General features: G+C 68.5%; 21 protein-coding genes and 1 other RNA gene. 12 read left to right on the forward strand and 10 right to left on the reverse strand.

What is annotated here, in order from left to right:
- The first annotated feature begins 115 nt into the window (after positions 1 to 115).
- From lipB to J9315_RS08930, 3 genes are read left to right on the forward strand one after another with little or no spacing between them, the layout of a single operon-like run.
- Positions 116 to 754 carry a lipoyl(octanoyl) transferase LipB gene (gene lipB, locus J9315_RS08920; RefSeq protein ID WP_198498734.1) on the forward strand — a complete coding sequence of 213 codons (639 nt, stop codon included), beginning with the start codon at positions 116 to 118 and terminating at the stop codon, positions 752 to 754.
- Between the two features lie 10 nt (positions 755 to 764).
- The gene (gene lipA, locus J9315_RS08925) at positions 765 to 1,817 is read left to right on the forward strand and encodes a lipoyl synthase (RefSeq protein ID WP_211977578.1); all 1,053 of its coding nucleotides are present in this window, start codon (positions 765 to 767) and stop codon (positions 1,815 to 1,817) included.
- Positions 1,818 to 1,873: 56 nt separating this feature from the next.
- The gene (locus J9315_RS08930) at positions 1,874 to 2,605 is read left to right on the forward strand and encodes a DUF4191 domain-containing protein (RefSeq protein WP_198498733.1); all 732 of its coding nucleotides are present in this window, start codon (positions 1,874 to 1,876) and stop codon (positions 2,603 to 2,605) included.
- An 80-nt stretch (positions 2,606 to 2,685) separates the two neighbouring features.
- Here J9315_RS08930 and J9315_RS08935 read toward each other — a convergent pair whose 3' ends face one another.
- Complete coding sequence (locus tag J9315_RS08935; protein ID WP_211977580.1) at positions 2,686 to 3,126, reverse strand: RDD family protein; 441 nt, start codon at positions 3,124 to 3,126, stop codon at positions 2,686 to 2,688.
- Positions 3,127 to 3,269: 143 nt separating this feature from the next.
- Between J9315_RS08935 and glnA (J9315_RS08940) the strand changes: the two genes are divergently transcribed.
- Positions 3,270 to 4,694: a type I glutamate--ammonia ligase gene (gene glnA, locus J9315_RS08940; RefSeq protein WP_198498731.1), complete on the forward strand. Its 1,425-nt coding sequence runs from the start codon at positions 3,270 to 3,272 to the stop codon at positions 4,692 to 4,694.
- A gap of 151 nt (positions 4,695 to 4,845) precedes the next feature.
- Positions 4,846 to 6,324: a mycothione reductase gene (locus tag J9315_RS08945; RefSeq protein ID WP_211977582.1), complete on the forward strand. Its 1,479-nt coding sequence runs from the start codon at positions 4,846 to 4,848 to the stop codon at positions 6,322 to 6,324.
- Between the two features lie 42 nt (positions 6,325 to 6,366).
- Here the strand turns inward: J9315_RS08945 and J9315_RS08950 are convergent, their stop codons facing one another.
- From J9315_RS08950 to J9315_RS08960, 3 genes are read right to left on the reverse strand one after another with little or no spacing between them, the layout of a single operon-like run.
- Complete coding sequence (locus J9315_RS08950) at positions 6,367 to 9,543, reverse strand: bifunctional [glutamine synthetase] adenylyltransferase/[glutamine synthetase]-adenylyl-L-tyrosine phosphorylase (protein WP_249120857.1); 3,177 nt, start codon at positions 9,541 to 9,543, stop codon at positions 6,367 to 6,369.
- 4 nt (positions 9,544 to 9,547) lie between these two features.
- Positions 9,548 to 10,900 (reverse strand): type I glutamate--ammonia ligase, encoded by a 1,353-nt coding sequence (gene glnA, locus J9315_RS08955; protein ID WP_211977584.1) that lies wholly within the window; start codon positions 10,898 to 10,900, stop codon positions 9,548 to 9,550.
- Between the two features lie 3 nt (positions 10,901 to 10,903).
- Entirely contained in the window at positions 10,904 to 11,107 is a 204-nt protein-coding gene (locus J9315_RS08960) for a hypothetical protein (RefSeq protein ID WP_211977586.1), read from the reverse strand.
- Between the two features lie 356 nt (positions 11,108 to 11,463).
- Here J9315_RS08960 and ald point away from each other — a divergent pair, with 356 nt between their 5' ends.
- Entirely contained in the window at positions 11,464 to 12,582 is a 1,119-nt protein-coding gene (gene ald, locus J9315_RS08965) for an alanine dehydrogenase (protein ID WP_211977587.1), read from the forward strand.
- A 473-nt stretch (positions 12,583 to 13,055) separates the two neighbouring features.
- Here the strand turns inward: ald and J9315_RS08970 are convergent, their stop codons facing one another.
- A complete protein-coding gene (locus J9315_RS08970) occupies positions 13,056 to 13,781 on the reverse strand; it encodes an FCD domain-containing protein (protein ID WP_198498726.1) in 726 nt (241 codons plus the stop codon).
- A 130-nt stretch (positions 13,782 to 13,911) separates the two neighbouring features.
- Between J9315_RS08970 and map the strand changes: the two genes are divergently transcribed.
- A complete protein-coding gene (gene map, locus J9315_RS08975; protein ID WP_211977596.1) occupies positions 13,912 to 14,826 on the forward strand; it encodes a type I methionyl aminopeptidase in 915 nt (304 codons plus the stop codon).
- On the forward strand, positions 14,819 to 15,652 hold the full coding sequence (gene ppgK, locus J9315_RS08980) for a polyphosphate--glucose phosphotransferase (protein WP_211977599.1): 834 nt from the start codon (positions 14,819 to 14,821) through the stop codon (positions 15,650 to 15,652). The genes map and ppgK overlap by 8 nt, the downstream gene beginning before the upstream one ends.
- A gap of 49 nt (positions 15,653 to 15,701) precedes the next feature.
- On the opposite strand, the gene rnpB is transcribed toward ppgK, so the two are convergent.
- An RNA gene (gene rnpB / locus J9315_RS08985) (RNase P RNA component class A) lies at positions 15,702 to 16,079 on the reverse strand.
- A gap of 117 nt (positions 16,080 to 16,196) precedes the next feature.
- On the opposite strand from rnpB, the gene yaaA reads away from it, so the two are divergent.
- A complete protein-coding gene (gene yaaA, locus J9315_RS08990) occupies positions 16,197 to 16,973 on the forward strand; it encodes a peroxide stress protein YaaA (RefSeq protein ID WP_211977602.1) in 777 nt (258 codons plus the stop codon).
- Between the two features lie 10 nt (positions 16,974 to 16,983).
- Here the strand turns inward: yaaA and J9315_RS08995 are convergent, their stop codons facing one another.
- Together J9315_RS08995 and J9315_RS09000 are read right to left on the reverse strand one after the other, a co-directional pair.
- The gene (locus J9315_RS08995) at positions 16,984 to 17,718 is read right to left on the reverse strand and encodes a hypothetical protein (RefSeq protein WP_249120858.1); all 735 of its coding nucleotides are present in this window, start codon (positions 17,716 to 17,718) and stop codon (positions 16,984 to 16,986) included.
- Positions 17,719 to 17,742: 24 nt separating this feature from the next.
- Positions 17,743 to 18,576: a Nif3-like dinuclear metal center hexameric protein gene (locus J9315_RS09000; protein ID WP_211977610.1), complete on the reverse strand. Its 834-nt coding sequence runs from the start codon at positions 18,574 to 18,576 to the stop codon at positions 17,743 to 17,745.
- Positions 18,577 to 18,741: 165 nt separating this feature from the next.
- Between J9315_RS09000 and J9315_RS09005 the strand changes: the two genes are divergently transcribed.
- Together J9315_RS09005 and J9315_RS09010 are read left to right on the forward strand one after the other, a co-directional pair.
- Complete coding sequence (locus J9315_RS09005; protein WP_211977612.1) at positions 18,742 to 20,283, forward strand: fatty acyl-CoA synthetase; 1,542 nt, start codon at positions 18,742 to 18,744, stop codon at positions 20,281 to 20,283.
- Between the two features lie 84 nt (positions 20,284 to 20,367).
- A complete protein-coding gene (locus tag J9315_RS09010) occupies positions 20,368 to 21,729 on the forward strand; it encodes a solute carrier family 23 protein (RefSeq protein WP_211977614.1) in 1,362 nt (453 codons plus the stop codon).
- On the opposite strand, the gene J9315_RS09015 is transcribed toward J9315_RS09010, so the two are convergent.
- On the reverse strand, positions 21,723 to 22,736 hold the full coding sequence (locus J9315_RS09015) for an alcohol dehydrogenase catalytic domain-containing protein (RefSeq protein WP_211977616.1): 1,014 nt from the start codon (positions 22,734 to 22,736) through the stop codon (positions 21,723 to 21,725). The genes J9315_RS09010 and J9315_RS09015 overlap by 7 nt on opposite strands.
- Before the next feature lie 223 nt (positions 22,737 to 22,959).
- Between J9315_RS09015 and J9315_RS09020 the strand changes: the two genes are divergently transcribed.
- A complete protein-coding gene (locus tag J9315_RS09020; protein ID WP_211977619.1) occupies positions 22,960 to 23,979 on the forward strand; it encodes an AraC family transcriptional regulator in 1,020 nt (339 codons plus the stop codon).
- Here J9315_RS09020 and J9315_RS09025 read toward each other — a convergent pair whose 3' ends face one another.
- Positions 23,980 to 24,309 (reverse strand): nuclear transport factor 2 family protein, encoded by a 330-nt coding sequence (locus J9315_RS09025; protein ID WP_198498717.1) that lies wholly within the window; start codon positions 24,307 to 24,309, stop codon positions 23,980 to 23,982.
- Positions 24,310 to 24,362: the final 53 nt, after the last annotated feature.

A 24,362-nucleotide genomic window follows, 5' to 3' on the forward strand; every position in this document is an offset into this window, starting at 1 on the left:
TCATTTGATGATGAGTGATGCACTGTGATAAGTCAATGGCCGGCCTGTGGAGAACGTGTCGAGGGTCATGGGGAGATGAATTGAACACCCCGGTCAACGGGCATAGTCTGGACACATGCCACTGGCCACAGAGATTCTGGGTTTCGCGCCGGTCTTCTCGGACTATCGCACCACGTGGGACCTGCAGAAGAAGTATCACGAAGACGTGCTCGCCGGGAACAGGGAGTCGACGATCCTGCTCCTCGAACATCCCCCGGTCTACACTGCCGGCAAACGCACGGAGGACCACGAACGCCCGACCGATGGCACCGAGGTCATCGACGTCGACCGCGGCGGCAAGATCACCTGGCACGGCCCGGGACAGCTCGTCGCCTATTTCATCTACCGGCTCAACGATCCCAAAGAGGTCCGCCTCTTCGTCGCCCAGCTCGAGGATTCGATGATCCGCCTGCTCAGCGAATACGGCATCGAGGCCACGACGATCGAGGGCCGCGCGGGCGTGTGGATCCTCGGCGACGGCGCCCGCCGTGACCGCAAGATCGGGGCGATCGGCATCCGCATCCACGACGGCGTGACGATGCACGGTCTCGCCCTCAACTGCAGCAACGACCTCGGCGCCTACGAATCGATCATCGCCTGCGGCATCACCGATGCCGACACGACCACCATCAGTGCCGAACTCGGCCGGACCGTGACGCCCGAAGAGGTCGCCCCCCGGCTCGACGAGATCCTGCACGAGACCATCACCGCTTAGGAGAACCGACGTGACGATCGCACCCGAAGGCCGCCGCATGCTCCGTGTCGAGGCACGGAACTCGGAAGTTCCGATCGAGGAGAAGCCGGCCTGGATCAAGGCGAAGGCCCACATCGGACCGGAGTACACCTCCCTGAAGTCCCTCGTGCGCAAACAGGACCTCCACACCGTGTGCGAGGAGGCCGGCTGCCCGAACATCTTCGAATGCTGGGAGGACCGCGAGGCGACCTTCCTCATCGGCGGTGAACAGTGCACCCGCCGCTGCGACTTCTGTCAGATCGACACCGGCCGGCCCGCCGACTTCGATGCCGATGAGCCGCGCCGCGTCGCCGCCTCGGTGGGCGAGATGGGCCTGCGCTACTCGACGATCACCGGCGTGGCCCGCGACGACCTGCCCGACGGCGGCGCGTGGCTCTACGCCGAGACCGTCCGCCAGATCCACGACCTCGACTACGTCGACGGCCGCGGCACCGGGGTCGAACTCCTCATCCCCGACTTCAACGCGAAGCCCGACCAGCTCGCCGAGGTGTTCTCCTCCCGGCCGGAAGTGCTCGCCCACAATGTCGAGACGGTGCCGCGCATCTTCAAGCGGATCCGCCCGGCCTTCCGCTACGAGCGCTCCCTGTCGGTGATCACCCAGGCCCGTGAGGCCGGACTCATCACGAAGTCGAACCTCATCCTCGGCATGGGCGAGACGAACGACGAGATCATCTCCGCACTCCAGGACCTCCACGACGCCGGGTGCGACCTCATCACGATCACCCAGTACCTGCGCCCGTCCCCGCGCCACCATCCCGTCACCCGCTGGGTCAAGCCCGCCGACTTCGTCATGCTCCGCGACGCCGCCGAGGAGATCGGGTTCCTCGGAGTCATGTCCGGTCCGCTCGTGCGCTCGTCGTACCGCGCCGGTCGCCTCTGGGCCACGGCGATGCGCCACCGCGGCGAGGAGATCCCCGCCCACCTCGCGCATCTCGACAAGCACACCCCGGCCAAGCAGGAGGCGCAGGCCGTTGTGGATATGTTCGGCGCAGGCGAAGAGGTAGACTTGTCTGCTGAGCAATGAGTGGTTCCGCGGGCCTGTCCTCGGGACCCGTCGGCCCGTCAAGAGCAAGTGAGAGAATGAGCGAAGAACCGCGCAAGGGACTGTTCCGTCGCAAGCCGAAGGATCCGAACAAGAAGCCGGGCCGTCTGGCGCAGATGCGTCAGGTCTACGAGCTCGCCGCGAAGCACAACAAGGCGACCCCGTGGCTCCTGGCAGCCGCTGTCGTGGGCTTCACGCTCCTCGGCCTGCTCGCCGGACTCGTCTTCGGCGGGGCCGTGTTCACGACGATCCTCGGTCTCATGGTCGGTCTGCTGCTCGGCATGTTCATGCTCGGCCGCTTCGCTGAGACCGCGGCGTTCGCGCAGATGGAGGGCCAGCCCGGTGCCTTCGGCGCGGTCCTCAACACCGCGCGTCGCGGCTACCTCATGGACGAGAAGCCGATCGCCATCGACCCGAAGAGCCGCGACCTCGTGTTCCGCTCGACGGGCCGGTCCGGTGTCGTGCTGCTCAGTGAGGGACCGAAGGCCCGCAGCGCGAAGCTGCTCGCCAAGGAGAAGAAGCGCCACGAGCGCATCCTCCCCAACGTCCCCGTCCACACCCTCCAGGGCGGCAACGAGGACGGCCAGCTGCAGATGAAGCAGGTCGTCTCGACCGTCCACAAGCTGCCCCGCAAGCTCAATCGCGCCGAGGTGCTCGCCGTGCGCAACCGCCTCTCCGCCCTCGGCACCCAGGGCACGCGTCCGCCCATCCCCAAGGGCATCGACCCGAACAAGGCGCGCCCCAACCACAAGGCGATGCGCGGACGCTGATCGGCGCTCCCGAGAACGCACGCGGCCCCGTCACCGGAATCCCGGTGACGGGGCCGCTGTCGTTCGCGCCAGCCGTCTGCTCAGCGGCGGAGGATCACCGTCTTCGCCGCGAGGTCGTGGAGTCCGCGGTGGTCGCGGTCGAAGATGAGCGCGGGAATGACGAGGACGACGAGGAGAGACCGGATGAGTGCGGGCACGAATCCCGGGACGCGGCCGTCGAGGCGGCGAACCTCGATCCCGAAGATCCGATGGCCGACGGTATAGCCGAGGGTCGAGACGAGGAGGATATTCGCCAGGAGGAAGATGCCCGGGGCGAGGAACGGGTTGGTCGAGGCGAAGAGACCGGCGATCGCCAGGCACATGAACCAGTCGACCATGAGGGCGAGCAGGCGCTTCCACGCCGGTGCCACCGCATGGCGGCCGGTCTCCGGGAGGCCGAGTCGGCGTCCGGGCCAGTCACCCTCGTCTCGGCTGGTCTGTGGTCCCTGCAGCCAGGACCCGAGGTCGTCGCGATTGATCACTCCCCCAGGGTACCGAAGTCGTCCCTGAGTGAATCATCAGGAAACATCCCCGAAACATGACTGTCATCACGGCTTCACCGAGCACGAACTAGGATTGATCTCGGTCACGAAGAACCGACCATACGTCTAACTAGGAGACCTAAGTGTTCTCGTCTGCTGAAGAACTCGTCAACTACATCGCGGAGAACGACGTGCGTTTCGTCGATGTCCGCTTCTGCGACCTGCCCGGTGTCGTCCAGCACTTCAACCTTCCCGCCGCCTCGTACGGCGTGGATGAGATCACCGAAGGTCTCCTCTTCGACGGGTCCTCGATCACAGGCTTCCAGGGCATCCACGAATCGGACATGAAGCTCCTCGCCGATGTCGCCTCGGCGTTCATCGACCCCTACCGGGAGGCGAAGACGCTCGTGGTCACGCACTCGATCGTCGACCCCTTCACCGACGAGCCCTACTCCCGCGACCCCCGCCAGGTCGCGGCGAAGGCGGAGAAGTACCTGCAGAGCACCGGCATCGCCGACACCGTCTACTACGGCGCCGAGGCCGAGTTCTACATGTTCGACTCGATCCGCTACCAGAACACCCCCGGGCACAGCTTCTACGAGGTCAACTCCATCGAAGCTGCGTGGAACACCGGTGCGCAGGAGCCCGAGGGCAACCTCGGCTACAAGACGCCCTACAAGGGCGGCTACTTCCCCGTCTCCCCGCAGGACAAGTTCGCCGACATCCGCGACGAGATGTCGATGACGCTCGAGGAGATCGGCTTCGAGATGGAGCGCGCCCACCACGAGGTCGGCACGGCCGGGCAGCAGGAGATCAACTACAAGTTCAACACCCTCCAGCACGCCGCTGACCAGCTCCTCGACTTCAAGTACGTCGTGAAGAACACCGCCGACGAGTACGGCAAGACCGTCACCTTCATGCCCAAACCCCTCTTCGGCGACAACGGGTCGGGCATGCACTGCCACCAGTCGCTGTGGAAGAACGGCGAGCCGCTGTTCTACGACGAGAACGGCTACGCCGGTCTCTCCGACCTCGCCCGCTGGTACATCGGCGGCCTCATCGAGCACGCCGGCGCCGTCCTCGCGTTCACGAACCCGACGATCAACTCCTACCGCCGCCTCGTGCCCGGCTACGAGGCCCCCGTCAACCTCGTCTACTCGGCGCGCAACCGCTCGGCCGCCATCCGCATCCCGGTGACCGGCTCCTCGCCGAAGGCCAAGCGCCTCGAGTTCCGTGTGCCCGACCCGTCGAGCAACCCCTACCTCGCGTTCTCCGCGCAGCTCATGGCCGGCCTCGACGGCATCCGCAACCGCATCGAACCGCCGGAGCCGATCGACAAGGACCTCTACGAGCTGCCCCCGGAGGAGGCCAAGGACATCAAGCTCGTCCCGGCCTCCCTCGACGAGGCGCTCGACGAGCTCGAGAAGGATCACGACTTCCTCACCGCCGGTGACGTCTTCACCCCCGACCTCATCGAGACGTGGATCAGGATCAAGCGCGAGAACGAGATCGACGTCGCGCGTCTGCGTCCGACTCCGACCGAGTTCGAGCTCTACTACTCGATCTGACCCGACCGGCGGACCGTTCCCCAGGGAATCGGCTCGCAGGGAATACAGTGGGGGCGTCACCGGTTTCTCCGGTGGCGCCCCCGCTGCGTTCCTGCCGGAACCCTCTCGCGCGGGCGCACGGTATCGACATCACCATCTGCGAGGACGGACTATGACGCATTACGATCTGCTGCTCATCGGCACGGGCTCGGGGAACATGTTCCTCGACAAGAGGTTCGCGGGACTGAAGACCGCGATCGCCGAGGAATGGCATTTCGGGGGCACGTGCCTCAATGTCGGGTGCATCCCGACGAAGATGTTCGTCTACCCGGCCACTGTCGCCGAGGAGGCCGCACACGCCCGTCGCTACGACGTCGAGGCCGCGTTCGAGGGCGTCGACTGGTCGGCTCTGCAGGAGCGCATCTTCTCCCGCGTCGACGCGATCGAAGCCGGCGGTCGGGAGTACAGGTCGGGCGACCGTCAGCCGAACAACACCGTCATCCCCGAGCACGTCCGCTTCGTCGATGAGAAGACCGTGGTCACCGCCTCGGGTGAGGAGATCACCGCGGATCGGATCGTCATCGCCGCCGGGGCCGCGCCCACCCTCCCCGACACCCCGGGCCTCGACCCGGCGCAGGTCGACACTCCGGGCTACCCGATCGTCACCTCGAATTCGATCATGCGCCTGCCGGAGCAGCCGAAGCGGCTGGCGATCGTCGGCTCCGGCGTCATCGCCATGGAGTTCGCCCACATCTTCGCGAGCTTCGGCACCGACGTCACCGTCATCGCCCGCGGACCCCGGCTGCTCCAGGACCTCGACGGCACCGCCTCGGCGGAGTTCACGACGATCTTCACCGCCGACCACAACGTCATCCTCGGTGCCCAGCCTGCCGCCTTCCGCCTCGGCGACGGGGAGGGCGCACCGGTGACGATCGACCTCGAGCCCAGCGGTCGGGTCGACGACGTCGACATTCCCGCCGCGGTCGACGCTGACATCGTCCTCATCGCCATCGGTCGCCACCCGAACACCGCTGGCCTCGACGCCGCCGAGGTCGGCTACGACCTCACGCCCGACGGCAGGCTCGTCGTCGACGCGTTCCAGCGGGTCTATGCCGGCGGAGAACCCGTGCCCGGGGTCTTCGCCCTCGGCGACATCAGTTCCGAGCACCAGCTCAAGCACGTGGCCAACCACGAGGCCCGGGTCGTCGGTGACAACCTCGTCGTCGACGTCGCCGCCGGGGCCCCCGGGGCCGCGGCGGAGGACGCGCTCGAGCGCACCAGCCACAAGGCCGTGCCGGCTGCGGTCTTCACCTCTCCGCAGGTCGCGACCGTGGGCATGACCGAGGACGAAGCCCGGCTGGCCGGACACGACGTCACCGTCAAGGTCCAGCAGTACTCCGATGTCGCCTACGGGTGGGCGATGGCCGACGATCCCGGGATCGTCAAGGTCATCGCCGACCGGGACTCCCGGCTCATCCTCGGCGCGCAGATCGTCGGGGCCGAGGCGTCGATGATCATCCAGCCGCTCATCCAGGCGATGGCCTTCGACCAGCCCGCCGACGAGGTGGCCAGGGGTCAGTACTGGATCCACCCGGCGCTGCCCGAGGTCATCGAGAACGCTCTGCTCGGGCTCGAGTTCACGCCTCGCTGACGCCGCCGAGGCGGACAGGCTGGATCAAGCGCCCGCGGCGGGTCAGAATCCGTAGAAGCGCTGCTCCATGACCGCGCGGGCGTGGCGGGTCGCCCGCAGGTAGTCGTCTTCGAGCTCGCGACCCCCGCCGGCGGGATAGCCGAGCAGCCGCGCCGTCGCCTCGAGCTCCGAGTGCTCGTCGGGCAGGGCTGCGGCAGTGCGGCCGCGGAAGAGCATGACGGCCGAGCGGACATTCGTCGCCAGCTGCCAGGCCGCGGCGAGTTCAGCGGCGTCCTCGACGGGGATGAGGCCCTCCTGCGCAGCGACGTCGAGGGCACCCAGCGTCGAGGTCGTCCGGAGGCCGGGAACCGTGTGGGCGTGCTGGAGCTGGAGGAGCTGGACCGTCCACTCGACGTCGGAGAGACTGCCTCGGCCGAGCTTGAGGTGTCGGCGTTTGTCCGCTCCCTTCGGCAGCCGCTCGTCCTCCATCCGCGCCTTGAGGGTGCGGACCTGGGTGAGCGCCTTCGACGGCATCTCCGCCGGGTAGCGCAGCGGGTCGATGAGCGCGGTGAAGTCGTCCCTCAGCCCCGCGTCGCCGGCCATCGGCCGCGCCCGCAGCAGGGCCTGGGCCTCCCACGGCTGCGACCACTTCGCGTAGTAGGACTCGTAGGAGGCGAACGTGCGCACGAGCGGACCGTTCTTCCCCTCGGGTCGCAGATCCGCGTCGAGCTCGATGCCGCGGGCGCCTTCGCTGGCTTTGAGCCGGGAGCTCAGCTGCAGGGCGACCTTGGTGACGTGCTTCGCGAGCTTCGCGCGGGCCTCGGCGTCGAGGTCGTCGGACACCGCGCGGTAGACGAACATCGCGTCCGCATCGGAGAAGTACCCGATCTCCCGGCCGCCCCACCGTCCCATCGCGACGACGGCGAACTCGTACTCCGGCACCGAGGCGTCGTCGAGGTCGAGGCGCACGGCGCGCAGGGCGCCGTCGACGGTGAGGTCCATGAGGTCGGAGAGGTCGCCGGGCACCGCGGCGCGGTCGCCGACGTCGAGGACGTCGCGCAGGGCGATCCGCAGCAGTTCGCGACTGTAGGTCTCACGGATCCGGGTGATCGCCTCGGCGCCGTGGCGGTGGAGCAGGCCGTCGACCTCAGCGGCGAGCACCTGCTGATCCCGCGCGGCGAGACTGGCGTAGTCGTCGAGCCACGCGACCGCTGCCGGCTGGCGGAGGAGGAGTTCGGTGGCGTAGCCGGAGAGCGTGAGCACCTCGGCGACGGACTTCGCGGCGAGCCCGGAGTCGCGGAGCATCTTGAGGAACCAGCCCGAGGACGAGAGCGAATCGGTGAGCCGGCGGAAGGAGAGCAGGGCAGCATCGGGGTCGACGCCGTCGGAGAACCAGTCGAGGAGCGCCGGCAGCACCTGTTTGATGACGAGTGCGGTGCGCGACATCCCCGTGGTCAGGGACTTGATGTGGCCGAGCGCGCCCTGCGGGTCGCGGTAGCCGAACGCGCGGAGGCGGTCGGCGGCCGCCTTGAGGCTCGTTCCGCGGTGGTGGGCGTCGACGACCTCGCCGTGGATGCCGACGGCGGCGTCGAGGATCGGTCGGTAGAAGATCTGCTCGTGGAGCCGGGTGACCTGTTTGGCGAAGTCGCGCCGGTTCTCCTCGAGTCGGGTGCCGGTGCGCGAGCCGGAGGGGAAGACGGAGCGGGCGAGGGTCCGCAGCTTCGCCTCGTCATCGGGGATGAGGGCGTTGCGCAGCATCCGCGGGATCTGCACCCGGTGTTCGACGACGCGCATGAACCGGTAGGCCGAGGAGAACACGAGGGCGTCGTCGAGGCCGATGTACCCGTGCTCCCCGAGCTCGTCGAGGGCGCGCAGGGTGTTCGGCGAGCGGATCTCGTCATCGCTCTGCCCGTGGACGAGCTGGAGGAGCTGCGCGGAGAACTCGACGTCGCGCAGTCCCCCGCGGCCGAGCTTGATCTGCCTCGGCGCCTCCGCGGCGGGAATGAGGTCGACGACACGACGGCGCATCGCCCGGATGCCGTCGATGAAGCCCTCCCGCCCGGCGGCCTCCCAGACCAGCGGTGAGAGGGTCTCGGTGAACGCGGCGCCGACCGCGGGGTCGCCGGCGACCGCCCGGGCCTTGAGGAGGGCCTGGAACTCCCAGTTCTTCGCGATGTCGGTGTAGTAGTGCTCGAACTCCGAGAGCGTGCGCACGAGCGCCCCGGCCTTGCCTTCGGGTCGCAGGGCGGTGTCGAGCTCCCAGAGGGCCGGTTCGGCCTCGGGATCGGAGAGGATCGAGCGCATCCGCTGGGCCACCTCGGTGGCCAGTGTCCGCTGCTCCTCGGTCGCCTCGGAGTCCTGGACGAAGACGACGTCGACGTCGGAGACGTAGTTGAGCTCCCGCGCCCCGGTCTTGCCGAGCGCGATGACCGCCATGCGTACGGTCGACTCCGGGTCGAGTTCGGCCCGGGCGATCGCCTGGGCGGTCTCGATCGCCGCGGCGGCGAGATCGGAGAGCACCGCGGTGACGAGGTCGACGATCTGCTCGGGCTGATCGGAGTAGAGGTCATCGGCGACGAGCCGCAGCAGCACGTCGCGGTAGGCCCGCCGCATCCGCGCGATCCCCTCATTGCCCGTCCGGGCGGCCACCGGCGCGTCGGAGTCGGGATCGGCGCCGACGGATTCGAGCAGGGTCGCCCGCAGCGCACTCGCCGAGGCCTGCGGGGTCGAGATCATCAGGTACGGAGAGCGTTCGAGGAGCAGCGGCAGCGAATCCGGATGCCGCACGAGGTGGTCGACCATCGCCTCCGAGGTGCCGAAGACCCCGAGCAGGCGGGCGAGCATCGGCCGGTCGAGCTCGTCCTCGGCGACCGTGCCCGTGCCGTCGACCCGGGCCGCGTCGACGAAGCGGGCGATCCCGCTCGCCGCCGCCTCGGTGCCAGCGGGCGAGCCCTCCCCCGCCTCGGCGCCGACGGATGAACCCGCCTCCGCCTCGGCGGTCGTCGTCTCCGGCCCCGGGACGTCGGTGTCGGTCGCCGCATTCTTCTCAGCGTCCTTCTCGGCTTCCTCGAGGACCCGGAGGAGACCGAGCGCGCCGGCGTGCGGATCCGGTGTGGCCTCGAGGAGATCGACGAAGCGGGAATCCGTGGCCAGGGGCTGGCCGAGAAGGTCGTCGATGTCGCCGAGGAAGCGATTCGCCGAGGCGGTCGTCGCCGGGGTGCGGGAGGTCAGGCGCGCCATGGGATCACATCGACGAGAAGTGCTTGCTGAGCTCGTACGGAGTCACCTGAGCGCGGTAGCCGTCCCATTCCTGTCGCTTGTTGCGGAGGAAGAAGTCGAAGACCTCCTCGCCGAGGGTCTCGGCGACGAGGTCGGAGCCCTCCATGATCTCGAGTGCCTCGGCGAGGCTCGCGGGGAGGGCGCGGATGCCCATCGCCCGGCGTTCGGTGTCGGAGAGCAGCCAGACGTTGTCCTCGGCCTCCTCCGGCAGCTCGTAGTCCTCCTCGATCCCCTTGAGCCCGGCGGCGAGGAGCAGCGCGTAGGACAGGTACGGGTTCGCCGAGGAGTCGAGGCCGCGGTACTCGACGCGGGCCGAAGACGATTTGCCCGAGTTGTACTGCGGAACCCGCACGAGCGCGGACCGGTTCCGGTGTCCCCAGCAGATGTAGGACGGGGCTTCGTGGCCGGTCCACAAGCGCTTGTAGGAGTTGACGAACTGGTTCGTCACGGCCGTGATCTCCGCCGCGTGGTGGAGCAGGCCGGCGATGAACTGGCGTCCGATCTTCGAGAGCTGATAGGTCGCACCCGGTTCGAAGAACGCGTTGTTCTCCCCCTCGAAGAGGGACACGTGGGTGTGCATGCCGTTGCCCGGGTGGTCGGCGAGCGGCTTGGGCATGAACGAGGCGTAGACGCCCTGGGCGATCGCGACCTCCTTGATGACCGAGCGGAAGGTCATGATGTTGTCGGCCATCGTCAGCGCATCGGCGTAGCGCAGGTCGATCTCGTTCTGTCCCGGACCCGCCTCGTGGTGGGAGAACTCGACCGAGAGACCCATCGCCTCGAGCATCGTCACCGCCGAGCGCCGGAAGTCGTTCGCGGTCCCGCCGTTGACGTGGTCGAAGTATCCGGCGGTGTCGACGGGCACCGGGGCGCCGAGCGTGCCGTTGCCGAGGTCGAGGTTGCCGGACCGGAAGAGGTAGAACTCCATCTCGGGGTGGACGTAGAAGGTGAAGCCCTTCTTCGCGGCGCTCTCCAGCGTGCGCTTGAGGACGTAGCGGGGGTCTGCCTTCGCCGGTTCCCCGCCGGGCACGTGGATGTCGCAGAACATCCGGCCCGTCGGCTCCGTCTCCCCGCGCCACGGCAGCAGGGAGAACGTCGACGGATCGGGCTTGAGGACCATATCGGCCTCATAGACTCGGGAGAGCCCCTCGACCGCCGACCCGTCGAAGCCGATGCCCTCGGAGAACGCGCCTTCGAGTTCGGCGGGGACGACGGCCACGGACTTCAGACCGCCGAGGACGTCGGTGAACCACAGCCGGATGAACCGGACGTCACGGTCCTCGACGGTGCGGAGGACGAACTCTTCCTGCTTCGACATCGATCAGCCGTTCCACTTCTCGTCGGCTTCGTTCCACTCCTCGTTGCGCTTCTTCGCCTGCTCGAGGGCGTCGCGGGCCTCCGCCTCGGTGTCGTAGGGGCCCATGCGATGGGTCCAATCGCTGACGAGCCCCTGCTCGACCTCACCGGTCGCGGTGTTGAAGTACCACTTCGCGTTCGCTTCGTCGATATCCTTGAACAGTCCCATGACAGGCCTTTCGTCGTCGGTGAGATGATGCCCTGACACCGGCCAGCTTACCGGTTCACGGGCCTCCTGACAGGGAGTTCGCCGAGGTGTCGGCCGGTGACCGCTGCCGATTCCCCGGAGTGCCCCGGCGGCTGCGAGGGGTCCACCGAGGATGCCTCGAGGTGGTACCAGTTCCGCGGATTTCCCCATTCTTTCGCATTGTGGACAACCGATTCCGCAAGATTGATGACGAAATGGGCACGTAAAGGTTTGCCTCGCGAACCTTCACGAGCTTAGAGTGAGATGTACCCTCGGTCGCTGCCCCGCAGAGCCGAATCTGTCCCGTCCCATGGGGCGCCATGAAAGAAGGAATCCCAATGCGCATCTCAGTGCCCACAGAGGTCAAGAACAACGAGTTCCGCGTCGCCATCACCGCCGCCGGCGTCCACGAGCTCGTCTCCCGCGGTCACCAGGTCACCGTCCAGGCCGGAGCCGGCGAAGGATCATTCATCACCGACGATGAGTACATCGCAGCCGGCGCGAAGATCGCCCCCGACGCCGCCGCCACCTGGGCCGCCGGTGACATGGTCCTCAAGGTCAAGGAGCCCATCGCCTCCGAGTACGGCTTCCTCCGCCAGGACCTCATCCTCTTCACCTACCTCCACCTCGCCGCCGACGAAGCGCTGACGAAGGCGCTCATGGAGGCCGGCACCACGGCGATCGCCTACGAGACCGTCCAGCCCGACGGCGGCGGCCTGCCGCTGCTCGCGCCGATGAGCGAGATCGCCGGACGCCTCTCGACGCAGGTCGGCGCTCACAGCCTGCTCAAGGCCGAAGGCGGCCGCGGCGTGCTCCTCTCCGGCGTCCCCGGCACCGACAAGGCCAATGTCGTCGTCATCGGCGCCGGTGTGGCCGGCACGAACGCCGCGCGCATGGCCCTCGGACTCGGCGCCAACGTCGAGGTCATCGACATCAACATCCCGCGTCTGCGCCAGATCGACGAGACCTTCGGCGGAGCGATCGCGACGAAGGTGTCGAACAAGTACGAGATCACGAAGTCGCTCTCGACCGCCGACCTCGTCATCGGCTCGGTCCTCATCCCTGGCAAGAAGGCTCCCAAGCTCGTCACCGACGAGATGGTCGCCGGCATGAAGCCCGGCTCGGTGCTCGTCGACATCGCCATCGACCAGGGAGGCTGCTTCGAGGGCTCGCACCCGACGACGCACGACGACCCGACCTACGTCGTCCACCAGTCGATCTTCTACTGCGTGGCGAACATGCCCGGCGCCGTGCCGAACACCGCGACCGCGGCCCTGACGAACGCGACCCTGCCCTTCGCCGTCAAGCTCGCCGACCAGGGCTGGCACAAGGCACTGTCGAACGACGCCGGCCTCGCCCGCGGACTCAACGTCCACAACGGTCACGTCACCAACGACAACGTCGCCGAGGCGTTCGGCCTCGAGGCCGTCTCCGTCGAGCACGCACTCGCCAACTGAGCGTTCGCCAGCTGACGACTCGCCAACTGAGCGTTCGCCGGCTGAGCGGTCGCCTCAGGCTGCGCGCCGGCTGACGGCGCGGCGAAGGCTGCTCGCGCCGGCGTCGGGCCTCGCTCGGGCCCGACAGCGGCGCGCGGTCCGGCGGCGGTTGTCCCGAAAGGCACCCTCGGCTCCACACCCTCCCCGTGCACGCGGTGGATGTGGAGCTGCGGGTGCCTTTCGCTGTGCTCAGGGGTGTGTGTCGAGCGATGGGGTGTGCGGCGCGCTCAGGGTTGTTCTTGCGCCCCGAGGTTGTGCGTAGTCCCGGCGGCGCCCCGAGGTTGTCCGCGGCGCTCTGCGTAGTCCCGGCGGCGCCCCGAGGTTGTCCGCGACGACCCACGGAGGTCCGGCGGCGCACTCGGCGGCGCTCTACGGCGTTCCGCCGGCGCACTCGGCGGCGCCCCGAGGATGTCCGCAGTATTCCGGCGGCGCGGTCAGCCCTGGTCGGGCATCGTCGTCGAGCGGAAGTGCTCTTCGCACAGCCGCCCGGCCGCCTCGGCGTCCCCGTTGGCGATCGCCTCGACGATCGCGGCATGGTCGATGACCGCACGGTCGAAGAGCTCGTGCGAGAAGGGGTCGTGGCGGAAGCCGGCGTTGATCCGGGTGTCGATGTCGATGGCCATGCGGACGAGTTCGGGATTGTGTCCGGCCCGGGCGATGGCGAAATGGAACCGCGCATCGGCCGTGCGGGCGGCGGCCGCCTCGGCGCGTTCGGAGTACACCGCCGCGAGCTCCCGGAGTTCGGCGAGCTCGTCCTCCGTCCGCCGCGTCGCCGCCGTCGCGGCCAGACCGTTCTGGAACACGGCGCGAGCGTCGAGGAGATTCTTGCGCTCGGCGTAGAACTCCTCGATGCGTCCGGCCATCGGGGCCAGGGTGGCCGGTTCGACGTTGGCGACGAAGGTGCCGCCGCCGCGACCTCGACGACGTTCGACGACCCCGAGGCGCTCGAGCCGCTCGAGAGCCGCCCGCACACTGGAGCGCGACACCTGCAGGTCAGCGGCCAGAGCCCGTTCGCCGGGCAGCAGGGTGCCCTCCGGCAGGGCTCCCACCGCGATGCCGGAGAGGATGTGGTCGGCGATCTGCTGAGGGGCGCTCGTCAGGCTCACCACCTCGCTCAGTCCGGAGAACTCCCCACCGGACACATCCGAACGCTCGCTCATCACACCTCCTGCGTCGATTCCGTCGTCATTGCTCACCCTCGAGTCTATGCTTCCGCGCCTCCACCCGGGGTCACGGGTGCGGGTGCGCGGTGGAATATCGACACGCCGGGGCTCTAGAATCGTGACCATCATGACTGTCCAGCCTCGCCTCATCACGCCCGGAACGCTCTCTCCCGAACGTCGGGTCCCCGCTTCGATCACCCGCCCCGAATACGTCGGTCGCGCCGATGCCGATGAGGGCCGCGGCGGCAACCACTACACGCCGGAGGAGATCGAGCGCGTCCGCACCGCCGGGACGATCGCCGCGAACGCGCTGGCCGCGGTCGGCGAGATCATCGCCCCCGGAGTGACGACGGATGAGATCGACCGGGTGGCCCACGAGTACATGGCCGACCACGGCGCCTACCCGTCGACGCTCGGCTACCGCGGGTTCCCGAAGTCGGTGTGCACCTCGGTCAACGAGGTCATCTGCCACGGGATCCCCGATTCCACCGAGCTCGTCGACGGCGACATCGTCAACGTCGACATCACCGCGTTCATCGGCGGCATGCACGGAGACACGAACTTCACCTTCGCCGTCGGTGACATCGACGAGGAGTCCCGTCTGCTCATCGAGCGGACGTGGGAGGCGACGATGCGCGGCATCAAGGCGGTGCGGCCCGGTCGGGAGATCAACGTCATCGGCCGCGTCATCGAGAAGTACGCGCAGCGCTTCGGGTACGGCGTCGTCCGCGACTACAGCGGGCACGGGGTCGGACGGGAGTTCCATTCCGGGCTCATCGTCCCCCATTACGACGCCGCCCCGGCCCACGCCGAGGTGATGGAGCCGGGCATGATCTTCACGATCGAGCCGATGCTCAACCTCGGCACCGAGGCCTGGGACGTCTGGGACGACTCGTGGACGGTCGTGACGAAGGACCGGAAGCGCTCCGCCCAGTTCGAGCACACCATCGTCGTCACCGACACCGGTGCCGACATCCTCACCCTCCCCGATCCGGACACGGCGATCGCCGGAGGCCCGAGCCCCAAGGACACGCATGACTGACGACTCCCCCGCCCGTTTCGCGATCGGCATCGACATCGGCGGCACGGGCATCAAAGCCGCGCTCGTCGACTCGGCGACCGGTCAGCTCGCGTTCAAGCGGGTCCGGGTCCTCACCCCGAAGCCGAGCACGCCGATGGCGGTCGCCGATGCCATCGCCGAGGTGGTCGAGCTCCTCGTCGAGCGTGCCCTCGAACTCGAGGTCGTCGACGACCGGTCGTCCCTCGATGCGCTCCCGCTCGGCTGCGGTTTCCCCGGTGTCGTCCGTGACGACGAGGTCCACTACGCCGCGAACCTCGATCAGAGCTGGATCGGCTCGAACATCCAGTCGATCCTCCGCGAGCACGTCGGCCGGAAGTTCTTCATCATGAACGACGCCGATGCCGCGGGACTCGCCGAGATGGTCTTCGGCGCCGGCCGGAAGTACCGGAAGAAGACCGTGCTGCTGACGACGCTCGGCACCGGCATCGGCACCGCGCTGTTCACCCAGGGCCGGCTGGTCCCCTACACCGAGCTCGGGCACATCGAGATGAACGGCCGCGACGCCGAGACGCAGGCGGCCGAATCGGTCAAGGTCCGCGAGGGACTCGAATACGACGAGTGGGCGGGCCGCCTCCAGCAGTACTACTCCCAGGTCGAGCTGCTCGTCGCCCCGGACCTCATCATCGTCGGCGGCGGCATCTCGAAGCAGCACGATGAGTTCCTGCCGCTCATCAAGACCCGCGCGCTCATGTGCCCGGCGAAGATGTTCAACAACGCCGGCATCGTCGGGGCCGCGATCCTCGCCGTCAACGACGGCAAGGCGCGGGTGAAGAAGGGCGAGAGCTGAGCGGTCCCAACTCGACGTGGTGACGTCACGGCACGACGAGGTGACTGAGGAGGACAGGCCACCGATACGCCGGGTTCTGTCATCGAGTCGGTTGCCCTTCTCGACTGACGGCCATCTATCTGGGACCGCTGTTGCCAGCGGCCTCAAGCAATCCACCCGACGGCTCGGCGAGCAGCCTCGAACGCCGTCTGTCTGATCTTGCTCCGGATGGGGTTTACCCAGCAGCGCCGGTCACCCGGCACTCTGGTGGTCTCTTACACCACCGTTTCACCCTTACCCCGCGACACGATGTGCATCGTCTCACGGGGCGGTCTGCTCTCTGTTGCACTTGCCCGCGGGTTGCCCCGGGTGGGTGTTACCCACCATCCCTGCTCTGCGGAGCCCGGACGTTCCTCAGCCCGAAGGCCGCGGCCGTCTGGTGACCTGTCCTCACCTCCCAGTCTACTCGGATCGGCCGCAGGCGACGGCGACCTCCCACCCGGTGGTGACCAAGGCAACACGGACCGGGTGGGGGCGTGTCGGCCCTGCCGCCTACGATGGTGGGGTGAAGATCCTCCTCCCTCCCTCCGAAGGCAAGACCCCGCCGGCGACCGGCGCACCGCTCGACCTGGCCGCTCTGTCGTCCCCGGATCTCACCGCCAAGCGACGGCAGGTGCTCGGAGCGCTGAAGAAGGCCTCGAAGCGCAAGGATGCGCTCACCGCCCTCGGCGTCGGCAAGTCACTCGCCGAGGAGGTCGCCCGTAACGTCACCATCGACGAGCAGCCGTGCGCTCCAGCCCTGCTCACCTACACCGGAGTCCTCTTCGAGGCGATGGGCGCAGCCGATCTCGTCGCCCTCGCAGAAACCGATGCGGCGTTCGCTGACCGCCTCCGCGACGTCCACGTGTTCTCCGCGGTGTTCGGTCAGGTCGGCGGCCTCGACCCGATCCCCGCGTACCGCTTGGCGATGAAGACCGACCTCGGCCAGCTCGGCCGGTTGTCCTCGTGGTGGAAGCCGATCCTCGCGAAGTCCTTCACCGTCGATGACGCCGAGGTGATCCTCGACTGCCGCTCGAGCGACTACCGGTCGGCGTGGCCGGGTCCGCACGGGCAGGTCGTCACGCTCGGGGCCATCAAGGCGACCGGGGACAAGCGCAGCGTCGTCTCCCACTGGGCGAAGTTCTACCGGGGCGAGTTCGTCGGCCGCCTGCTCCGCGACGAACGCCCGCTGCCGGAGAGCATCGACGCACTCGTCACCCGCGCCGCAGAGCACTATGAGGTGGAATTCGCCGAGGCGACCGCCACCCGACCGGCGGGACTGACGATCGTCCTGCGCGACTGAGCCCTCGGCTTCACGCGCGGCGGAGCAGGACCGCTTCGCACTCCTCGCAGGTGTGGACTTCGTTCGGGTCCTCGCTCAGCCACTGGTGCCACGTGGCGCCGCTGATCTCCTGACCGCAGGCCTGGCAGTTGGGGCCGGCGATGATCGCCGCGCCCGGCCCTCCCTGGGCGACGTTGCCCTCGAACCGGCGCACGAGGTCCGGCGGCAGGTCGGCCTTGAGCTGGGACTCCTGGCTGCCGAGCTCGTCCATGTCCTCGGCCAGCGCCGCCTTGCGCTCCTTGATCGCCGTCTGGGTCGTCCGTCCCTGCTCCGTGACCTCGGCGATGCGGGATTCGATGTCCGCCAGCTCTGCCTGCGCGGTTTCGAGTCGCTCCATCGTCGCGAGCTCCGTGTCCTCGAACTCTGCGACCTTCGCCTCGTGGGCGGCGATCTCCTCCTGCAGGTGGACGAGGTCGCGGCTCGTCAGACCCGTGCCGTCGTTGAGCTCGGTCGTCTTCTTCGCAATCTGCGCCGTCTGCTTGTCGATCGCAGCGGTCAGCTCGGCGGTCTCGCTCTCGAGCCCGGCGACCACCTCGGCGGCGGCCGTCTTCTCCGCACTCAGCGCCTTGTGCCGCTCGATGAGCTCCTGCAGCTTCGGTCCCTCGGTGGGGTTCTCGTGTTCGTGGCGCAGGGCCCGTGACCTCGCCGTGAGCTCGATGAGCTCCTCGAGACGGGTGCGCTGATCGGCGGTGAGCTGCATGGTCATGTCCTAGGGCATCGAGGGCAGAGGTCAGTAGCGTTCGACCCAGGGGTCGGTGTTGACGGCGGAGGCCTGGAGGGCGACGGAGAGTCCGCGGGCGGCGAATTCGGCGTCGAGCGCCTCGGCGGCGGCCGCCAGCCACACCGCCTCCGAGGCCCAATGCGAGACGTCGATGAGCTGGGGGCGGGCGTCGCCGCGATTGCCGGTGTCAAGCGCCTCGGTCGCCGGATGATGGCGAAGATCGGCGGTGACGTAGACGTCGGCACCGCTGGCGCGCACGGCGTCGAAGAGGGAATCCCCCGCTCCCCCGCACACGGCGACCCGGGTCACCTCGGCGGCGGGGTCACCGGCGATGCGCACACCGGTCGTCGTCCGCGGCAGTCGACCGGCCAGGGTCCGGGCGATGTCGCGGACCGTCGTCGGCTCGCCGAGGTCGCCCACCCGACCGATGCCGCGTGCCGGATCCGCGGGGTCGGGGACGAGCGGTGAGGAGTCGGTGACGCCGATGAGGTCGATGAGGACGTCCGAGACTCCCCCGACGGCGGAGTCGGCATTGGTGTGCGCGTTGAACTGGGCGATGCCGTTCGTGATGAGCGTGTGGACGGCCCCGCCCTTGAGGGTGCCCGCGCTCACCGAGGAGACCGGGCGCAGCATGAGCGGATGATGGGTGAAGAGGAGGTCCGCGCCGAGGACGACCGCCTCGGCGATGACGGCGTCGGTGGGATCGAGGGCGAGGAGGATCGAGCGCACCTCGGCGTCGGGATCCCCGACCGCGAGACCGACGGTGTCCCAGTCCTCGGCCAGGGACGGCGGCCACAGGGAGTCGAAGACGTCCACACATTCGCTGACCGTCGGATATCTCATACGCCCACACTAATGCATCGTCACCGGCACTCATCTCGGGCGGTGGAGCGCACGCACCGCCCCCGGCCGGGTGCGGCCGACTGCCATCGGCCGGAGTCGGCCGGGCCCTGGCACCGGAGAGCCCGATCTGTTCACTTGCCGAGGCGTCGCCGCTAGATTGGCCCCATGACCTCTACCGCGTCGACGACGACGTCGTCCCTCCAGCCCGTCTCCTCCACCGTCGCCGATCTCATCCGGCGCAGCGCCGACCGCTTCGGCTCCCGGACCGCCGTCGAGTTCGGCGACCGCACATGGTCCTATGCCGAGTTCGATGCCGCGGTCACCGCGATCGCCCGCGAGCTCCGCCGCCTCGGGGCCGGCAAGGGCGACCGGATCGCCGCCTACGGCCGGAACTCGGACCTCTACGCCCTCCTCTACCTCGCGTGCGCCCGTGCCGGATTCATCCACGTGCCCGTGAACTTCCAGCTCACCGGGGACGAGCTCGACTACATCCTCGCCAACTCCGGGGCCGGGATCGTCGTCGCCGACTCCGACCTCGCCGAGGCGGTCGCCGCCACCGCGCATGGCGGCAGCGCCCGTCTCGTCGGGTTCGACGATCTCCTCGGTCCCGCCTCGGCACCCGACATCGCCCCGGCCGAGGAGGGCGAGTTCGACGTCGTCGACACCGATGTCGCGCAGCTGCTCTACACCTCGGGGACCACCTCGGCGCCGAAGGGCGCGGTGATGACGCATCGCGCGCTCGTCCACGAATACCTCTCCTGCCTGACGAGCCTCGACTTCGCCGGCACCGACCGGGTCGTCCATGCGCTGCCGCTCTACCATTCGGCGCAGATGCACGTCTTCCTCCTCCCGCTGCTGGCCGTCGGCGCCCACAACATCATCGTCACCGCCCCCGTCCCGGACGACCTGCTCGCTCTCTTCGAGTCGCGGCGGATCAACTCCTTCTTCGCCGCCCCGACCGTGTGGGTGGCGCTGGCGAACAGTCCCGACCTTGAGACGAGGAACCTCGACAGCCTCGAGAAGGCCTATTACGGGGCGTCGATCATGCCCGGCCCGGTGCTCGAGAAGCTGCGCACCCGGCTGCCCGGGCTCGGGTTCTACAACTGCTTCGGCCAGTCCGAGATGGGTCCGCTGTGCACGGTGCTGCGGCCCGAGGAGCACGACGCCCACCCCGGCTCGGCCGGACGCGCCGTCCTCTTCGTCGAGACCAGGGTCGTCGATGCCGCCGGTGAGGAGGTCGGCCCCGGTGAACTCGGGGAGATCCTCTACCGGTCGCCGCAGCTGTGCGAGGGCTACTGGGACAGGCCCGAGGCGACCGACGCCGCCTTCGACGGCCAGTGGTTCCACTCCGGTGACCTCGTGCGGATGGATGCCGACGGCTACGTCGAGGTCGTCGACCGCGTCAAGGATGTCATCAACACCGGCGGGGTGCTCGTGGCCAGCCGGCAGGTCGAGGATGCGATCTTCGCGATGCCCGGAGTCGCCGAGGTCGCCGTCGTCGGCATCGCTGACGAGAAGTGGATCGAGGCGATCAGTGCCTTCGTCGTCCTCCGCGACGATGCCGGTGAGATCGCCGAGGCGGATGTCATCGCCCATGTCCGGGACCGTCTCGCCGGCTTCAAGGCGCCCAAGCGGGTGACGTTCGTCGCCGAGCTGCCGAAGAACTCCGCCGGCAAGATCCTCAAGCGATCGCTGCGGGCGACATGACCCCTCTCGTGCACGGCCGCCTCGGCGCGCATACACTGCACTGGGACCCGGTGAGGGTCCGGAGTCGACGGAAGGGAACACGAGGTGGACACGACCGCCAGATGGCAGTGGAGCCTCCACGGTGACGGCAGGACGATCCGTCCCGGGGAGATCGTGCTTCCCGAGGAGCGGCTGAGCTGGCCGCGGACGATCGGGATCGGCGCCCAGCACGTCGTCGCGATGTTCGGGGCGACGTTCCTCGTCCCTCTGCTCACCGGCTTCCCGCCGTCGACGACGCTCTTCTTCACCGCGATCGGCACGCTCCTCTTCCTCCTCATCACGAAGGGGATGATGCCGTCCTACCTCGGCTCGTCGTTCGGCCTGCTCGCCCCCATCGGGGCGGTCACCGGGTTCGCGGCCACCTCCGGGGAGCGGCTCGACTCGCAGGCGATGGCGCTCGCCCAGGGCGGGATCATCTCCGTCGGGGTGACCCTGGCGCTTGTCGGCATCGTCGTCCACTTCGCCGGAGTGCGGTGGATCGAGGTGACGATGCCGCCGGTCGTCACCGGTGCGATCGTCGCTCTCATCGGCCTCAACCTCGCCCCCGCCGCCTGGGGGTGGGTGCAGCAGGCGCCGCTGACCGCGGTCATCACGATCGCCGTCATCGTCGTCTCCTCCGTGCTCTTCAAGGGCATGCTCGGGCGGCTGTCGATCCTCATCGGCGTGCTCGTCGGCTACGGTGCGGCACTCGTGCAGGGGGAAGTGAACTTCTCCACCGTCTCCTCCGCCGCCTGGATCGGCCTGCCGACCTTCCACGCCCCGGCCTTCGACCTCGGATACCTTGGGCTCTTCCTGCCCGTCGTCCTCGTCCTCGTCGCCGAGAACATCGGGCATGTGAAGTCCGTGGCCGCGATGACCGGCCGCGACCTCGACGGTCTCACCGGCCGGGCCCTCTTCGCCGACGGACTCGCCACGACGCTCGCCGGAGCCGGCGGCGGGTCGGGCACGACGACGTATGCCGAGAACATCGGCGTGATGGCCGCGACGAAGATCTACTCGACCGCCGCCTACTTCTGTGCCGCGATCATCGCCCTCATCCTCAGTCTGCTGCCGAAGTTCGGGGAGATCATCGCGACGATCCCACCCGGTGTGCTCGGCGGGGCAGCGACCGTGCTCTACGGGATGATCGGCCTCCTCGGCGTCCGCATCTGGGTGGAGAACCGGGTCGACTTCGCCAATCCGATCAACCTCAACACCGCAGCGGTGTCCCTCATCGTCGCGATCGCGAACTTCACGTGGACCCCGGCCGGTCTCGAGTTCGCCGGTATCGCTCTGGGCACCGCCTCGGCGATCGTCATCTACCAGCTGATGACGCTCATCGCCCGGTGGCGCGGCACCGCGCCGGTCCCCGCCGAGGCGGGGGCCGGCGCGATGGCAGACCACTCGGAGCCGAAGAGCACTCAGTAGGTGACGACGGCGCGGAAGCGGACGTCACCGGCGGTGACCTTGGCGACCGCCTCGGTGATGTCTTCCTTGTCGAAGACCTCGATCATCGGCTTCACCTTGCCCGATGCCGCGATCTCGAGTGCTTCGGTGAGGTAGTTGAGCCCGTTGTGCGTGGCGCCGATGACCTTCTGACGCTGCGCGAAGAACGGCTGCGGCTCGGTCGGGATCCTGAAGTCGTCGAACGGGTCGAGACCGACGAGAACTGCACGACCATCGTGCCGCAGGCCCTTGAACGCGTCCCTGCCGGACTCGTAGGAATTCGAGCTCAGAAGCAGGACATCGGCGCCGCCTGCCGCCTGGAGCTCCGCGCCGTCGGCGACGACGAGATCAGCGCCGAGGTCGCGGGCCAGGTCATGCTTGTCCGGCGAGTGGGTCACCGCGATCGTCCTGAAGCCGGCTGCCTTCGCGTATTGGACGCCGAGGTGACCGAGACCGCCGATCCCGACGACGGCGATCGTCTCGCCCGGCTGAGGATCAGCCGCGCGCAGTCCGCTCCACACGGTGTACCCGGCGCAGAAGATCGGAGCGGCCTCCTCATACGACAGTCCGTCGGGGATGAGCACGGTGCCGGTCGCGGTGGCCGCGATGTACTCGGCGTGTCCACCCTGAGTGGTGAACCCGGTGAGCCGGGCATTCGGGCAGTTGACCGCGGCCTGGCCGGACAGCGGCAGGTTCTCGCGGCAGTAGTCGCACCGTCCGCACGTCGACTGCACCCACGTGGTGCCGACCCGGTCGCCGACCTTGCGGCCGGTCACGCCCTCGCCGACCTCGACGATCTCGCCGACGACTTCGTGTCCCGGGGTGTTGGGGAACAGATCGCCGGCGGCACCGCGCGTCGTCCAGATGTCGGTGAAGCAGATGCCGGTGGCGTGGACCTTGATGAGGACCTGACCGGGTGCGGCGGTCGGGGTGGGAACCTCCCGCAGCTCCCAGGTGCCGTTGAGTTCGGGAATGACTGCTGCCTTCATGATGGTGACCTTTCAACAGGGTGGTGCTCGGGGGCGAATCCGGTGAGTGGTCCTCACCGGATTCGTGACGACACCATCGACAGTAGATGTCACAGCACGCCGTGTGACCAGCAGAGCACGCCGAGGTGCTTGCCGATCGCGCCACGATCGCCTGGCGTCCTTTGCGGGTGGACTGGCGCGCAGTGCCGGTGGTCCGCGCTGCGTTCTCGGCTAGGCTTCGACCATGGCCGGAACCCGATTCGATCTCGATCCGAGCATCGCCGTGCTCCTGCGCGATCTCGACATCTCCCCCGCCCTCGTCCTCCGTCGCGCGAGCCTGCCCGGGGATCTGCTCTCGCGTGGAGCGACCGAGCTCGACACCGCGGACTACTACCGCTTCTGGGCGGCGATCGCCGACGAGGCGGAGCGTCTCGGCACCGCGGCGGAGGCGGCCGTCGCGATCGGCGAGGCGATCTCCGTCGAGCACTTCTCCCCACCGCTCTTCGCGGCGCTCTCGAGTCAGGATCTGCGCACGGCAGCCGAGCGCCTGGCCGTCTACAAACCGCTCATCGGTCCGGTTGCCCTCGTCGTCGACAGCGCAGCCGACCTCACCATCGCCTATCGGTGGCCGAGCGCGCAGGAGCCGCCGGTCCTCCTCGCCATGGCCGAAGTCCTCTTCTGGGTGGCACTCGCCCGCCTCGCGACGCGGGAGCCGATCCGCCCGGTGCGAGTGTCGATGCCGCAGCTTCCTCAGGATCCCGGCGTGCTCGAAGAATTTCTCGGGGCCCGGGTGCGGACACGAGACGCCTGGTCGGTCACCTTCGCGCAGGCTGATTCCACACGGCCGTTCCTCACCGAGAATGAGGGGATGTGGCAGGTCTTCGCCCCCGAGCTGCGCCGCCGGCTTGCCGATCTCGACGCGGGGGCGAGCACGAGCGACCGCGTGCAGTCGGCCTTGGTCGAGACGCTGCCGGCGGGCGATCCGTCGATCGGCGCCGTCACACGGCGGTTGGCGACGAGTCCGCGCACCCTGCAACGACAGCTCAAAGCCGAGGGCACGTCGTTCCAGGCGGTGCTCGCCGAGACGCGCGAGAACCTCGCACGTCACTATCTCGTGCGCAATGATCTGCGCACCGCCGAGATCGCCTTCCTCCTCGGCTACACCGACACGAACTCGTTCTATCGCGCGTTCAAGACCTGGACCGGAATGACGCCGGAAGGTGCGCGAATGGGCCTCATCGAGGCCTCGGCGGTCCGGCCCTAGTCAGCGGGCGGCGTTGAAGACCGTCTGGATCTCCGCGATCTTCCCGCCCTCGAAGCGCAGCCATGTTGCGGCCGGGATCGCCGGGGAGCCGGAGGTGGCGAGTTCGGACCAGATGAGGGCGTTGTCGTCGTCGGAGAGCTGGACCTTGACGTCGTCGGAGGTCGTCATCGAGCCCATCTCCGCGAGACCCCGGACGACCTCCTCGGCGCCGGAGGCCTGAGCGACGGGCCCGGTGAACGTGACATCGGGGGTGACGAGCGAGCTGAGGGTGTCGGCGTCGCCGCCGACGAGAGCGGTGTGGAACTGCTGGGCGAGATCTGCGGTGGCCATGATGGTTCCTCTTCCTGAAGCGGTGGTGCTCGGAATCGTGCGGATGTCCCCAC

Source organism: Brevibacterium sp. W7.2 (assembly GCF_018137945.1).
GTDB lineage: Bacteria > Actinomycetota > Actinomycetes > Actinomycetales > Brevibacteriaceae > Brevibacterium > Brevibacterium sanguinis.